Source organism: Streptomyces sp. NPDC057682 (assembly GCF_042799575.1).
Lineage (GTDB): Bacteria > Actinomycetota > Actinomycetes > Streptomycetales > Streptomycetaceae > Streptomyces.
On the sequence record NZ_JBHVIN010000003.1, the window covers coordinates 341,880 to 355,319 of the forward strand.

Consider the following 13,440-nt stretch of genomic DNA (forward strand, 5'->3'; position numbering starts at 1 on the left):
CCGGGGGGGGGGGGGGGGGGGGGGGGGGGGGGGGGGGGGGGGGGGGGGGGGGCGCCCCCCGGGGGGGGGGGGGGGGCGGGGGGGCCCCCCCCCGGTGGGTGCGGCCCGCCCGGCGGGTCGGTCAGTAGCCGGCGACGCCCAGGTCGCGGCAGATCTCGACGAGTTCGGGGTGCACGTAGCGCCCGTTCTCCTCGATGGCGACGCCGTCCAGGTAGATGGACGGGCCCAGCACGCTGCCGTCGGTGTGGGCGGCGGCGACCCACGGCTCGCCGCCGATCCAGGCGCCCTTGGTGCCGATGCCGAGTTCGACGCAGCCGAAGACGCGCTCGTCCTCGACGATGCGGCCGGTCGGGGCGAGGACGCCGGGGTTGAAACCGAGCGACCAGTGCGCGATGCGGAACATGTTCGGGTCGTCGAACGACTCCATCCAGCGACGGAAGGTGTCCGCGTCGGCGCCGCCCTCGATCCTGGTGACGACGCCCTTCTCGACGGTGCAGCGGACCGGCGAGCGCAGCAGGCCGATCTCGTCCGGCGGCCACAGGGCGCCGTCGAAGACGAGGACGCCGTCCTGGGTCTCCTCAAGGGGGTTCCAGGAGATCTGGCCGGAGAGCATGACGGTCTCGCCGGGCTTCTCTGCGGGCTTGCCCCGCAGGTTGATCGGGCGGTCGCCGTTGCGGCCGACCAGGTCGGTGCCGTTGGCGGAGGTGATCCGGACCTCGTCGGCGGCCTCCAGCAGGGCGACCAGGGCCTTGCCGAGGCGGATGACGCCCTGGAAGTCGGGGCGGCCGACAGTGGCGACCAGCATCTGGACGTCCATGGCGGTGAGGTTGGTGTAGCGGCAGCCGTTGGCCATCGCGGCGCGGAAGGCGTCGGAGTGCATCAGGTACGAGACGGCGAACTCGATCCACACGTCGGCGTCGGCGATGGCGCCGGCGACGGGCCGGGGCGGCTCCATGGAGGCGCCGGGCAGCGTCTCGTACCAGACGATGACGGGGTGCGCGCCGGCGGCGGCGACGGCCTGGGCGGTGGCCTCGACGACGCGGCGGTCGCTGCTGGTGTCACCGGTGAGGACGACGTGCTCGCCGCGCTTGACGAGCATGACCTCCTCGACGAGCTTGCGGGCGGCCAGGGCGAGTTCGAAGCCGAGGTACTCGGGGCGCGGTTCGAGCCTGCTGTACATGTCCACGGTGGGGGTTCTCCTTGCCATGCGGGTGGTGCTGTGTGGTGCGGAAGGTGGTTGCGGGGCGGCCGTCAGGTCTTGAGGATCTGGGCCGAGTCGCCGAGCGAGCTGCCGGCGATGAGTCCGGCGCCGACCAGGTTGAGTTCCTCGTCGGCGGAGGGACCGCGGAACCTGCGGTAGGCGACCCGGACGACGAGGGCGCCGAGGACGAGCCAGCAGGCCTGCGGGGTGAGGATGAGGAGCCCGGTGGCGAGCATGACGCCCATCTGGCGGCGGGTGCCGCCGATCAGCTGGACGGCGGCGCCGGGGAGGGCCCAGAGCAGCATGGTGCGCACCGCGTCGGGGTCGCTGAGTCCGCTCTTGATGGTGTCGGCGTAGACCTTGGCGACCGGCGGGATGAGGCCCTGGCCGAAGTAGGAGCGCCAGGCCACGGCCACGACGACGAGGGCGACGCCGAAGCCGATCAGCGCGGCGAGGAACTGCTGGCGGCGGCCCTCGCGCTCGAAGGGGTCCCAGGGGCGGTGCTCGCGGCGCAGCAGCCAGCCGGCCTTGAGGTCGTAGCCCATGTCGGCGAAGGCGGGCCCGGTGGCGGAGACGTAGCCGATGAGCAGGGCGAGCGGGACGGACGGGATGCCCATCGCGAGGCCGAGGACGAGGAAGATCAGGGTGACCGCGAAGGACGGGAACCAGCCCGACTGCATGGCCGCGAGGCCGACGATCAGCTCGTGGACCAGGGCGGCGAACGCGGCGAACAGCACCCAGCCGACGATGCCGAGCGGGCTCATGTCGCCGACCAGTCCGCCGAGGACGGCGAGGACGACGGCACCCGCGGTGAAGAGCGCGTAGCCGCGGATCAGGGAGAGGCGCAGCGCGCGCTCGTCGACGGTGTACGCGGTGGTGGGGTCGGCCTGCCGGAGCGTGGCGGCACTCTCCTCCGCCTCCCGGCCGGCCTCGTCGCGCTTGCGGGCGCGGCGGCCCGCGAGCATGTGGACGGCCTGGCCGAGGGCGACGATGCCGGCGCCGACCATGATGCCGTGCGGGATGTACCCGGCGCCGAGGTCGGTGTGGAAGAGATCGGGGCTGTACTGGCGCAGCATGAGCCCGATGCCGAACATCATGAGGGCCCAGACGTTGCCGAGGAAGGCCACGCCGGCCGCGGAGAGCGGCAGGCTGAAGAGGGTTCCGACGAGTCCCACGGCGGTGCCGCCGGCCAGGATCAGGGCGCGGCGTCCTCCCCGGTCGCCGGCCTTGATGGTCTCGGCCGCCGCGGTGCCGGGCGGCCAGGCGGCGTCGGCGGGCAGCAGCCGGGAACCGAAGGCGCGGTAGAGCACCCAGGCGTCCACGACGAGTCCGATGGTGGCGCCGGCCAGCATCGGCCAGACCAGGTCCTCGCGCCCGAAGACATAGGGCACGGCGACGGAGGTCAGCAGCGCGTTGGCGGAGGCGAAGGTCGCGGCGGAGATGGCGCTCTGGGCGAGGTTCTGCCGGTGCACGGAGCGCATCCGGCGCAGGAAGCCGAGCGGGATGCGGCCGATCAGCATGGCGACCAGGGCGCCGACCACCGAGGTGTTGGCGGAGATGCCGAGCTTGGACACCAGGTCGATGCCGATGACGGCGCCCACCGCGGCGAGCACCACGAGGACGACCAGCAGGACGGGTTCCGCCACGCGCGGGTGCGACCGGGGCTCTTCGGAGCCCGGCGGCGGGGCAGGGTGCGGCGCGGAGACATGGTGCGCCATGGGGCACCCCCTTCGGTGAGCAGGGCTGGGTGGGGCCGGGCCCCGGCGGTACGGCGGGGGCCGGCGGAAGCGGTGTGCGGGCGCGGGTCAGCCGCCGAGGGCGGCGGTGATGTCCGCCGCTCCGGCGCGTACCAGCGGCACGAGGGTGTCGACGGCCCGGTCCACGCGGTGGGAGGGGCCGATGACGGTGAGGGAGGCGGCGACGCCGTCGCCCTGGAGGACGGGGGCGGAGACCGCGGTCACGGCCTCGTCGTACTCGCCGTGGCTGATGCAGTACCCGTCGGTCCGGACCCGGGCGTAGCAGTCGAGCAGCGCGTCCAGGTCGGTGATGGTGCGGTCGTTGAACCGGGTCAGTCCGGTGGCGCCGAACATCTGCCGGATCTCGCGTTCGGGGTGGTACGCGAAGAGGGTGTGGCCGGAGGCTCCGGCGTGGCCGGGCATGACGGCGCCGATGATCGCGGTGTAGCGGACCGGGCCGGTGCCGTCGACGGCGGCCTCGCAGCGGTAGCTGCCGCCGTGCGGGACGTTGAGGACGACGCTCTCGCCGGTCTCGCGGAGCAGCCCGGCGAGTATCGGGCGGGCGAGCGAGGAGAGCACTCCGCTGTGTTCGCTGACCCGGGCCAGCCGGGAGAGGGCGGGTCCCGGGCGGTAGCGCCGGCTGTTCTCGTCGCAGAGCAGGAAGCCGCGCGCGCTCAGGGTGGTGAGCAGGCGCTGGACGACGGCCTTGTCCCAGCCGTGGTGACGGGCCAGTTCGCTGACGCCCCATTCGGGCCGCTGCTCGGTGAAGGTCAGCAGGACGAGCAGGGCCCGGTCCACGGTCTGGAGGACTCCGGGGGCCTGCCGTCCGGCAGCGGCCTCGGGGGTGGTGTCCGCGCCCTTCTCCGCCATGGGCCGGGCCTCCTTCGTGCAGGTGGTGCGCGTATCGGTGCGGAAATCGCAACGCCGTTGCGATTTCTGGCGAAAGGATGCGGGCGCCCCGGGCAGGTGTCAAGGGTTTCCCGGAAAGATCCGGACCGAGGTGTTCCGGCGGGCCGTCCCCACTCCCCCGGGTGTGGGCCGACACCCCACCCGTTCACCCGTTCGGCGTAATTCGGCGAGCCCCGCCGCGCCTCCGCCCTGCGGGGCCTGTGCCTACGCGGCGCGGGTGCGCCCGCCGGTGCCGGGGGCACGGGCGGTTGCAGCGTCCATCCGGGTGAGGCGCGATGGAAGCCGGACGCGCCTCCCCTGCTGGACCCACCCACAGGACGCGCCCGAGCGAGGAGGAATCGGCCATGGGAGCCGCTGACGGTTTCACGGATTCCGGAGAGCTCGACGGCCTGACGGCGTACGACGCCGCGGGTGAGAAGATCGGCAACGTCGGGCGGGTGTACGTCGACGACCACACCGGCCGGCCGGACTGGGTCACGGTCAAGACCGGTCTGTTCGGCATGAAGGAGAGTTTCGTGCCCCTCGCCGGAGCCCGCCGGGTGGGCTCCGACCTCCACATCTCGCACACGAAGGACCAGGTCAAGGAAGCCCCCCGGGTGGACGCGGACGCGCATCTGTCCGTCGCCGAGGAGGAGGAGCTCTACCGGCACTACGGCCTGACCAGGAACACCACGGCCTCGATGCAGGACCGCGCCGGGTCCGGCGGCACGAAGGGCGCGAACGCCCCGACGGCCGCAGGGACGGGCACGATGGGCGCGGCCGGCGCCGGAGCGGGTGCGGCGGCCGGGGCAGGCGCCATGGGCGCGGCGGACACCGACCGCACCGCGACCACCGGCACCGGGACCACCGCGGGCGCCGGTGCGGGCATGGGCACCGGCACGGGCACGGGCAAGCACCGCGACACCGCGGCGGCGGACACCTCCAGGCCGCTGGTCGGCGCGGGGGCCGAGCGGTCCGCCGGTGACCTCGGCGGCAAGGAGGAGATGATCCGCTCCGAGGAGCAGCTGCACGTCGGCACCGAGGAGTACGAGAGCGGCAGGGCCCGCCTCCACAAGTACGTGGTCACCGAGAACGTCACCAGGACGGTGCCGGTGACGCACGAGGAGGTGCGGGTGGTCCGCGAGCCGCTGCGTCCGGGCGACAAGGCGGCCCGGTCGGACCTCTCCGAGCAGGACGTGGAGGTCACGCTGCACGCCGAACGCGCCACCATGCGCAAGGAGACCGTGCCCGTCGAACGGGTGCGGATGGAGACGACCAGGGTGACGGAGCAGAAGGAGGTCTCCGCCGAACTGCGCAAGGAGCAGATCGACTACGCGGACGGCACCGGCAAGAGCGGGAAGGACATGCCGGGCAAGGACATGCCCGGCAGGGACACGGGCGGTGACCTGGGCAAGGGGCGGCACCGCTGACGACCCCACCGCGGCCACCGGCCGCCGCGCTCCGCGCTGACGCGGGGGCGGACCCGCACCGGGTCCGCCCCCGCGTCCCGTGCTCGCACCGTCCGGTCGTCCCTGCGGTCCTGCCTCTCCGCGCCGCCCCGGCTCTCCGGGCCGTCCTGCTTCTCCACGCCGTCCCGGCGCTCACACCGTCTGCGGCAGGAAGCGCACGGAGGGCCGGTTCTCCGGTCCCTCGGGCGTGACGACCGCCCGCACCCGGTAGACCTCGGCGATCAGTTCCTCGGTGACGACCTCGGCGGGGGTGCCGGCGGCGACCACCCGGCCCCTGCTGAGCACCGCGATCCGGTCGCAGAACATCGCGGCCATGTTGAGGTCGTGGAGCGCGATCACGGCGGTCAGCGGCAGGGCGGTGATCAGGGACAGCAGCTGGAGCTGGTGCTGGATGTCCAGATGGTTGGTCGGTTCGTCCAGCAGGAGTTCGCGCGGGCCCTGGGCGAGCGCGCGGGCGATCTGCACGCGCTGGCGCTCACCGCCGGACAGGGTGTGCCAGGACTGCGCGCGCCGCCCGGTGAGGCCGGTCCGCTCCAGCGCCGCGTCCACTGCGGCCTCGTCCTCGGGCGTCGGGGCCGACCAGGCGCGCCGGTGCGGGATGCGGCCGAGCCGTACGACGTCCACGACGTTCAGATCGGCCTCGGTGGCGGCGTGCTGGTCGACGACGGCGATGCGCCGGGCGGCCGCGCGCCGGCCGACGCGCGCGAGCGGATCGCCGTCGAGGGTGACCACGCCGGTCTCCGGGGCGAGCACCCCGGCCAGGATCCGCAGCAGGGTGGACTTGCCGGAGCCGTTCGGGCCGATCAGTCCGGTGGTGCCGCCGGGCGGCGGGGCGAGCGAGACGCCGTCCACGACGAGCCGGCCGCCCGCCCGGCGGGCCACCCGGTCGGCCCGCAGACCGCCCGGCTCCCCCGCGCTCACGGCGTCCGCCGGGTGCGGTGCAGGACCAGGACGAAGGCGGGGACGCCGATGAGGGCGGTGACGACGCCCACCGGGACCTCCTGGGGGTCGAGAACGGTACGGGCGAGGGTGTCGGCCCAGACCAGGAACACGGCACCGGCGAGCGCGGTGACGGGCAGCAGCCTGCGGTGCCCGGATCCGGTGAGCGCGCGGGCCGCGTGCGGCAGGACGAGGCCGACGAAGCCGATGGCCCCGGCCGCCGCCACCAGCGCGGCGGTCAGCAGCGCGGTCGCGCACAGCAGCACGATCCGGGTGCGTCCGACGCGGACGCCGAGGGCCGCCGCGGCGTCCTGGCCGAAGGCGAAGGCGTCGAGCGTACGGGCGTGGCCCAGACAGACCGCCAGGGTCGCGGCGAGGACCGCGGCGCACGTCCCGGTCTCGGTCCAGCCGACGCCCCCGAGCGAACCGAGCAGCCAGAAGAGCACGCCCCGGGTCTGCTCGGCGTCGGCTGCCGTCATCACGACGAAGGAGGTCAGCGCGGAGAAGAGCTGCATGGCGGCGACCCCGGACAGGACGACCCGGTCGGTGCTGCCACCGAGACTGTGGCTGAGCAGCATGACCAGGGCGAAGGAGCACAGGGCCCCGGCGAAGGCACCGGCCGACAGCGACACCGCTCCCCCGCCGGCCCCGAGGACGACGACGGCGACCGCTCCGGTGGAGGCCCCCGAGGAGACGCCGAGGACGAACGGGTCGGCGAGCGGATTGCGCAGCAGCGACTGCATGACCGTGCCGCAGACGGCGAGCCCCGCGCCGCACACCGCGGCGAGCAGCGTCCGGGGCATGCGCAGGTTCCAGATGATGCCGTCGCGGATCGGGGAGAGTTCCGGGGTGCCGAGGCCGAGGTGGGCTCCGACGGCGGACCAGACGTCGGCGACGGAGATCCGGGCGGGGCCGATCGTGACGGCGACGGCGACGGACAGGGCGAGCAGGAGCAGTCCGGCGGTCCAGCCCAGTCCGGCGCGCAGCGCCCGCCCCGCTCCGCGGACGGCCGGGCCGGCGGCCTCGCGCGCGGCCGCGGCCGGTGCGGTGCCGCTCATCCCGCGAGCCCGAAGGAGCGCAGCGCGGCCGCGACGCGTTCCACTCCCTCGACGGTGCGGATCGACGGGTTCATGGCCTGGCCGCTGAGCAGTACGTACCGCTTGTGGCGTACGGCGTCCATGGTCCGGGTGACGGGGTGGGACTCCAGGAAGGCGATCTTTCCGGCGGCGCTCTCGGCGGTCTGGGAGCGGCGGGTGAGGTCGCCGATGACCAGGACGGCCGGATCGCGGTCGGCGACGGTCTCCCAGTTGATCTGCGGCCATTCCTCGTGGGTGTCGTCGAAGACGTTCTTCGCGCCGAGTTCGCGGGTGATGATGCCGGGGGCCCCGCAGCAGCCGGCCAGGTACGGGGACGTGGAGTTGGCGAACCAGTACATCAGCGTGGTGCCGGAGGCGTCGACGGTCGCCGTGGCCTTCCGGATCCGTGCGCGGAGTGCGGCGATCAGTTTCTCGCCGCGTTCCGGGACGCCGAACACCCGGGCCAGTTCCCGTACTTCGGTGTAGACGCTGTCCATGCCGAGGGTGCCGGTACGCACCCCGTCGCCGTCCTTGCTGTTGTCCTTGGCGGTGCAGTCGGCGGGCGAGACGTAGGTGGGGACGCCCAGCTTCTCGAACTGTTCGCGCGGGGCGACGCCGCCCTTGGCCAGGGTGGAGGCGAAGGAGGCGCTGACGAAGTCGGGTTCCCGGTCCAGGACCTTCTCGGAGGAGGGCCGGTTGTCGGATATCCGGGGGACCGTGGCGTTGGCCTTCTCCAGGCCCTTCATCACCGGATCGGTCCAGGTGGCGGTCGCGGCCATCCGGTCGGCGAGGCCGAGCGCGAGCAGGATCTCGGCCGAGCCCTGGTCGACGGGGACGGCACGTTCGGGGGCGCGGTGCACGGTGACGGTGCGTCCGCAGTTGCCGAGGGTCACGGGGTAGCCGGCGGCGTCCCCGTTCCGGGCGGCGGGCGTGCGCCCTCCGGTGCCGCAGGCCGTCAGCAGGACGAGCGCGGCGGTGAGCAGGGCGGCGGTGCGGGCGTGGCCGGACAGGGGCGGCACGGAGTACCTCGTCGTCTCGGGGCCCATGCGCGGGGCCCGGGGTACGGACTCCGCGGCCCGGTCCGGACCGCGGGTGCCAGCAGGTCTTCGGACTCGGGTTCACGCGGACGGGGCGCCTTCCCGGGAAACCGTGGTCTCCCAGTGGCCGTGGCCCCGCCCGTCCCCCTCACCGCTGCGCGTCAGTTCCGGATTCGCACCGGATTCCCTGACTCCAGGCTGGAGTTCGACTGGCACCGGGCACGCTACCACGAGCTTCCGCGCAGCTCAGTGGCGGTGCGGGCCGGTGGCCGGGGAGCACGGCCCCCTGCCACCGGCCACCGCGCGGGCATCGGGACGCACCGGTCGCGGCAGGGCCCGCAGCTCACCGCCGGGGCGGTGGGCGGGATGCGCGACAAAGCGCCTCTGCCCGGTCACCCCTTGGGGCGAACCGATTCGCCACCGAAGCCGGGTGTCTCCTCGCGGAATGTCCCGGACAGGCCCGTCGGCGTCTCGGCGGACCGGGTGTTCCAGGAGGCCTCCGGGTCGTCGTAGGCGTCGGTGTACCGAGGACCCGCGATGGGCCAGTCCGCGAGGAGTTCGCCGGGCAGCGCGAAGGCCGCGGCCAGCTCCTGCAGATGGGGGGCCACGGCGGCGATCAGCTGCTCGACGGCGTCGGTCAGCCCTTCGACCTGGGCGGCGGTCAGCCGTCCGTCGGCGAGCAGGTCACCGCTGTTGCGGGCGATCCAGCGCAGGGCGAACAGCCGGGCCAGTTCGCCCAGCCGGTCGCGCGCCGGCCCCTCGGGCAGCTCCTCCAAGGCCTGCGCGTACGCCTCCGCCGCGTGGCGGTAGGCATGGGCCTCGACACCGCGCAGGGCGGGGCCGGACGCCGCGTTCCAGCGTTCCTTCGGGTCCTCGTGCGCCACCCGGGCCGTGCGGCCGGCCGCCCGTGCGAACCAGAGCTGTTCGATCCGCTCCAGCAGGGTGCCCAGGAAGCGGGGATCGGCGAGGTCGCCCGGCACCGGGAGGTCCGAGGGCTCCTGCCGGGCGCCCGTGACCGCGTCCATGAGGAGGCTCACGGCGGCGCGGGAGTGGATGGCCAGGTTGTCGCCCTCGGCGGTGATGGCGCCCTCGACCCCGGTGACCAGTTCGGTCATCCCGTTGTGCTCCAGCAGCCCCTGGGCGCCGCAGCGTTCACGGCTCTCGACGATCACGGAACGGGCCTGCCAGGTGATCCAGCCCTTGGCGACGTCGACCAGGCGCTCCGCCGCCGCGCGGTCGGCGGCGCCGGCCCGCTCCGCCCGCTCCCAGCGGTCGAGGGCGCGGCGGTGCAGCAGGCTCATCGCGAAGACGGTGGACATGGCCTCGGCGAGCGGGCCGTGGTGGCTGCGGTGGACCGAGACCGGGACGGGCGGGGCGCCGCGCCCGCCCGAGACGAAGCGGTGTCCGCCGTAGCGGACGGCGACGGCGAGCGTGGCGCGGGCCGAGCCCACCGCGCTGGCGCTCATACAGATCCGGCCGGCGGTGACCCGGCGGATGGAGACGAGGAATCGGCGCCTGCGGCCCTCGGTGTCGCTGCGGAACACCCGGTCCTCGCCGATCCGTCCCTGCACTCCGCCGAGCATCGCCCCACGCGGGACGAAGACGCTGTCGAAGGAGGTGAGGCAGTGGTCGACCGGGCTGCCCATCCGGGCGGGCAGCAGCCGCACCCGGATGCCGGGCAGGGCCCGGGTGGCGTCCGTGAGCGGGACCAGGAAGAGGAAGACGCCCTGGTCGACGCCCTCGACGACGAGCCGGGCGGCGACGAGCCCGGACTTGGGGCCGCCCGCCGGGCTGGTGTTCGGCATGAACTTCTGCGCACCGGCGTGCGGGGTGTGCAGGACGAAGCCGTCCCGGTCGGGGTCGTAGGCGGCGGTCGTCTCGACGGCGGCGGCGTCGTTCCCGTGCGCCACCTCCGTGCACAGGAAGGTGCCCATGCGGCGCAGCGCGAGGAAGTCCGAGAGATCGCGGGGGTGGTCGGAGTCGTGGTCCAGGAGGCTGCCGAGGAACAGGTTGTAGTGGATGCCCGCGACGGTGGCGAGCGCCGGGTCCACCGGGGCGAGCCATTCGTGCATGGCGGCCAGGGCGCGCGCGTCGCTCGCCGGGCGGGCGGCGCTGTCCAGGGCGTTGTTGAGGACGCGGAGCCGTCGGTGGGCGAGGGCGAGCCGTTCCCCGGGCGTGGGCCCGGGGGCCGGGCCGGTCGGGCGGCGAAACGGTTCGGTGGCCACGAGCCGCCGCCAGAAACCGTGTTCGCGGTGGGCGTCCGGGCCCAGGAGGACCCGGGTGAGCCGGTCCGTGACCGGCCGGGCCACGGCCTGCGCCGGACCCTCGGTGTCGAGAAGGGTGGTCATACGATGAAAACGAGCAGGAATCGGCCAGGACACCCGGAAACCTGCATAAGCGAGCGATTTCCGTACACCCGTGGGTGTCGGGTACCCTCCGCCCTCCGCCTCACCTGTTTGCAGCAGTCCGCCGCGCCCGCCGCCCGCCCAGGGCATCCCCTGGGTTCATGGAACGGGACCCCGACAAGCCGGACGCGGCGGGCGAGCACGCCGAACTCGAAGCGCTGCGCGTCCGGGTGGCGCAATTGGAGGCCGGGGCCCCGCGGAGCCACGGGCACCGCGTGCGCTCCTTCTTCGCGGTTCTGCTGGTGCTCGTGGCCGCCGTGCTCACCCCGCTGAGCATCGTGTCGAGTTGGGCGAGCGACGTCGCGGGGGACACGGACCGGTATACGGCGATGATGGATCCGCTCGCCTCCGACCCCGACGTCCAGGCGGCGGTGACCGACCGGGTCACCGCCGCGGTCATGGACCATCTGGATCTCGACGCGCTGCTGGCGGACGTGGCCCCCGCCGACCGCCCCGTCGTCGACAAGGCGCTCGGCAGGCTCGGCGATCCGCTCACGGCCGGGGTGACCTCGCTGGTGCGCGGCACGGTGGACCGCTTCGTCACCAGCGACGCCTTCGAGCAGGTCTGGCACGAGGTGAACGCGCGGGCCCACGCCTCCGTGGTCAAGGCCCTGACGGGGCAGGGCGGCGGGGCGGTGAAGCTGACCGACGACACCGTGACGCTCGACCTCGCCCCCGTCATCGACCAGGTCAAACAACGGCTGGTGGACCGGGGCCTGACGGTGGCGGGGAAGATCCCCGAGATCCACACCGACTACACGCTGCTGACCTCGGACGCGGTCGGCCGGGCCGAGAAGGGGTTCCGCGCCCTGCAGATCCTCGGGTTCTGGCTCCCGGTGGTGACGCTGGTGATCGCCGCGGGCGGGGTGCTGCTCGCGGTACGCCGCAGGCGGGCCCTGGTCACCGCGGCCCTGGCGGTCGCGACGGGTGCCGCACTGCTCGGCGTCGTGGTGTGGGCGGGGCGCGCGTTCTATCTCGACAGCCTGCCCTCGGACGTGTCGCAGCCGGCCGCGGGCGCGGTCTTCGACGCGCTGGCCGGATTCCTGCGCACCGGGGTCCGGCTGGTGGTGACGGTCGGCGTGGTGGTGGCGCTGGCCGCCTGGCTCACCGGCCGCGGCCGGGCGGCCACCCGGGTGCTGGCGATGTGGAGCGGCGGGATCGGCGCGGTGCGGCAGGCGGCGGGCTTCGCCGGGGGCCCGGTCGGGCGCTGGGTGCACCGGGCCCGGCGGCCGCTGAACTGGACGGTGGTCGTGGTGGCGGTCGCGGTGCTGGTGGCCTGGGACCGGCCGACGGGGCTGGTCACGGTGTGGATCACGCTGTGCGCGCTGGTCGCCCTCGCGGTGGTCGAGTTCCTCGACGACGACGGGGCGCCCCGCCTGGCGGCCCCGGTCTGACGGTACCGCCCGGGCCGATCTGTCATGTCCCGGTCGTCCAGTAATGCCTCGGTAACGGGGGGGCGGATACAACTCCCGCAGTGCGGCGACGCCGGGCGGTGAGGGGTGCAGCATTCTCCGGAGCCACCGCTCCGGCAGCGTCTCGCCGCACGATGACGGTGCCGCCGTCCCCGTGGGGGGTGGCGGTGGCACCGTCGCCCTCACTCCCGCCGTGGGCCGTGTCCGGAGGATCCCGTGACACCGCCCAGCGCCGCTTCCAGTTCCGCGGCGTCGGGCGGGCTGGCGCCGGCCCGGGAGACGGTCACGGCCGCCGAAGCCACCGCGTACCGAAGGACGTCGGTCACGGTGGCCCGGTCCGGCGACCGCAGCCGTTCCCGGGCGGCGGCCCCCAGCAGCCCCCGGCCGGCCAGCGCGTGCAGGACGCCGGACATGAAGGCGTCGCCCGCTCCGACCGTGTCCGCGACCGCGACGGGCGGCGCCTGTACGGTCAGCGGGCCCCCGGGCAGGAGCGCGCACGCGCCGTCCGCGCCCCGGGTGACCAGCACAAGGCGGGGACCCCGGCCCAGCCACCGTCCGGCGGCGCGCACCGGGTCCTCCCCCGGGTAGAGCCACGCGAGGTCCTCGTCGCTGGCCTTCACCACATCGGCGAGCGCGACGCAGTGCTCGACCCGGCGCACGGCCTCCGCGTGGTCGCCCATCAGCACCGGCCGCACATTGGGGTCGTAGCTGACGGTCGCCGCCGCCCGCAGCGACTCCACCGCCGCGAGCACCGTCGAGGACCCCGGTGCCGTGACGGCCGCGATCGATCCCGTGTGGACGTGCCCGGGTGTCCGGTCCGGCGCGACGGGGCCGAGCGACCAGCCGATCGCGAAGGCGTACGAGGCCCGGCCCGCGCCGTCCAGCGTCACGGCGGCGGACGGGGTGGCGACGTCGGCACCGTCGGTACGGACCTCGACGCCCGCGCCGGCCAGATGACCGCGGATCAGCCGCCCGTGCCCGTCCGCGCCGAGCTGGGTGAGCAGCGTCGTCGGGTGTCCCAGGCGGGCCAGTCCGCAGGCGACGTTGGCGGGGCTGCCGCCGGGGTGGACCCGGTCGGCCGAGCCGGGCAGGCGCACGATGTCGGCGACGCACTCGCCGATGACCAGCAGGTCGGTTCCGTCGGGCATGGGCGGGGTCTCCCGGGGTGCGGTGGCGTCGGTGTCCGGGCGGGCGCGGGGGCCCTGGAGGACGTCGGGTCGATCCCCGATCCTGCCGTACCCGGGGCGTGCCGGAGCCCTCCGCCCCGGTGGGTGGAG

At 74.5% G+C, this 13,440-nt stretch carries 10 protein-coding genes and 1 riboswitch; of the genes, 2 read left to right on the plus strand and 8 right to left on the minus strand.

What is annotated here, in order from left to right; all coding sequences use genetic code 11:
• Positions 1-121: 121 nt before the first annotated feature.
• From ACFVDM_RS06755 to ACFVDM_RS06765, 3 genes are all read right to left on the minus strand, one after another.
• On the minus strand, positions 122-1,180 hold the full coding sequence (locus ACFVDM_RS06755) for a hypothetical protein (RefSeq protein WP_383634459.1): 1,059 nt from the start codon (positions 1,178-1,180) through the stop codon (positions 122-124).
• A 71-nt stretch (positions 1,181-1,251) separates the two neighbouring features.
• Positions 1,252-2,919, minus strand: a complete 1,668-nt coding sequence (locus ACFVDM_RS06760) for an OPT/YSL family transporter (RefSeq protein ID WP_383634138.1) — start codon at positions 2,917-2,919, stop codon at positions 1,252-1,254.
• Positions 2,920-3,006: 87 nt separating this feature from the next.
• Positions 3,007-3,807, minus strand: coding sequence for an IclR family transcriptional regulator (locus ACFVDM_RS06765; RefSeq protein ID WP_383634140.1), 801 nt, complete (start codon positions 3,805-3,807; stop codon positions 3,007-3,009).
• A gap of 383 nt (positions 3,808-4,190) precedes the next feature.
• Here ACFVDM_RS06765 and ACFVDM_RS06770 point away from each other — a divergent pair, with 383 nt between their 5' ends.
• Complete coding sequence (locus tag ACFVDM_RS06770) at positions 4,191-5,255, plus strand: PRC and DUF2382 domain-containing protein (RefSeq protein ID WP_383634142.1); 1,065 nt, start codon at positions 4,191-4,193, stop codon at positions 5,253-5,255.
• Positions 5,256-5,426: 171 nt separating this feature from the next.
• Here ACFVDM_RS06770 and ACFVDM_RS06775 read toward each other — a convergent pair whose 3' ends face one another.
• The 4 genes from ACFVDM_RS06775 to ACFVDM_RS06790 form a co-directional block, all read right to left on the minus strand.
• Positions 5,427-6,215 (minus strand): ABC transporter ATP-binding protein, encoded by a 789-nt coding sequence (locus ACFVDM_RS06775; protein WP_383634144.1) that lies wholly within the window; start codon positions 6,213-6,215, stop codon positions 5,427-5,429.
• Positions 6,212-7,291, minus strand: a complete 1,080-nt coding sequence (locus ACFVDM_RS06780) for a FecCD family ABC transporter permease (protein WP_383634146.1) — start codon at positions 7,289-7,291, stop codon at positions 6,212-6,214. The genes ACFVDM_RS06775 and ACFVDM_RS06780 overlap by 4 nt, the downstream gene beginning before the upstream one ends.
• Positions 7,288-8,355 carry an ABC transporter substrate-binding protein gene (locus tag ACFVDM_RS06785; protein WP_383634148.1) on the minus strand — a complete coding sequence of 356 codons (1,068 nt, stop codon included), beginning with the start codon at positions 8,353-8,355 and terminating at the stop codon, positions 7,288-7,290. Before ACFVDM_RS06785 ends, ACFVDM_RS06780 begins: the two co-directional genes overlap by 4 nt.
• A 33-nt stretch (positions 8,356-8,388) precedes the next feature.
• Positions 8,389-8,575: riboswitch (cobalamin riboswitch) on the minus strand.
• A gap of 163 nt (positions 8,576-8,738) precedes the next feature.
• The gene (locus tag ACFVDM_RS06790; protein WP_383634150.1) at positions 8,739-10,694 is read right to left on the minus strand and encodes an acyl-CoA dehydrogenase; all 1,956 of its coding nucleotides are present in this window, start codon (positions 10,692-10,694) and stop codon (positions 8,739-8,741) included.
• 158 nt (positions 10,695-10,852) lie between these two features.
• Here ACFVDM_RS06790 and ACFVDM_RS06795 point away from each other — a divergent pair, with 158 nt between their 5' ends.
• Entirely contained in the window at positions 10,853-12,145 is a 1,293-nt protein-coding gene (locus ACFVDM_RS06795; protein ID WP_383634152.1) for a hypothetical protein, read from the plus strand.
• 200 nt (positions 12,146-12,345) lie between these two features.
• On the opposite strand, the gene ACFVDM_RS06800 is transcribed toward ACFVDM_RS06795, so the two are convergent.
• On the minus strand, positions 12,346-13,311 hold the full coding sequence (locus tag ACFVDM_RS06800; protein ID WP_383634154.1) for a carbohydrate kinase: 966 nt from the start codon (positions 13,309-13,311) through the stop codon (positions 12,346-12,348).
• Positions 13,312-13,440: the final 129 nt, after the last annotated feature.

Bases quoted from the DNA above. Each gene is read 5' to 3' on its own strand.
- ACFVDM_RS06760 (WP_383634138.1), bottom strand. From the start codon at position 2,919: ATGGCGCACCATGTCTCCGCGCCGCACCCTGCCCCGCCGCCGGGCTCC.
- ACFVDM_RS06790 (WP_383634150.1), bottom strand. From the start codon at position 10,694: ATGACCACCCTTCTCGACACCGAGGGTCCGGCGCAGGCCGTGGCCCGG.
- ACFVDM_RS06795 (WP_383634152.1), top strand. From the start codon at position 10,853: ATGGAACGGGACCCCGACAAGCCGGACGCGGCGGGCGAGCACGCCGAA.
- ACFVDM_RS06765 (WP_383634140.1), bottom strand. From the start codon at position 3,807: ATGGCGGAGAAGGGCGCGGACACCACCCCCGAGGCCGCTGCCGGACGG.
- ACFVDM_RS06800 (WP_383634154.1), bottom strand. From the start codon at position 13,311: ATGCCCGACGGAACCGACCTGCTGGTCATCGGCGAGTGCGTCGCCGAC.
- ACFVDM_RS06770 (WP_383634142.1), top strand. From the start codon at position 4,191: ATGGGAGCCGCTGACGGTTTCACGGATTCCGGAGAGCTCGACGGCCTG.
- ACFVDM_RS06755 (WP_383634459.1), bottom strand. From the start codon at position 1,180: ATGTACAGCAGGCTCGAACCGCGCCCCGAGTACCTCGGCTTCGAACTC.
- ACFVDM_RS06785 (WP_383634148.1), bottom strand. From the start codon at position 8,355: ATGGGCCCCGAGACGACGAGGTACTCCGTGCCGCCCCTGTCCGGCCAC.
- ACFVDM_RS06780 (WP_383634146.1), bottom strand. From the start codon at position 7,291: ATGAGCGGCACCGCACCGGCCGCGGCCGCGCGCGAGGCCGCCGGCCCG.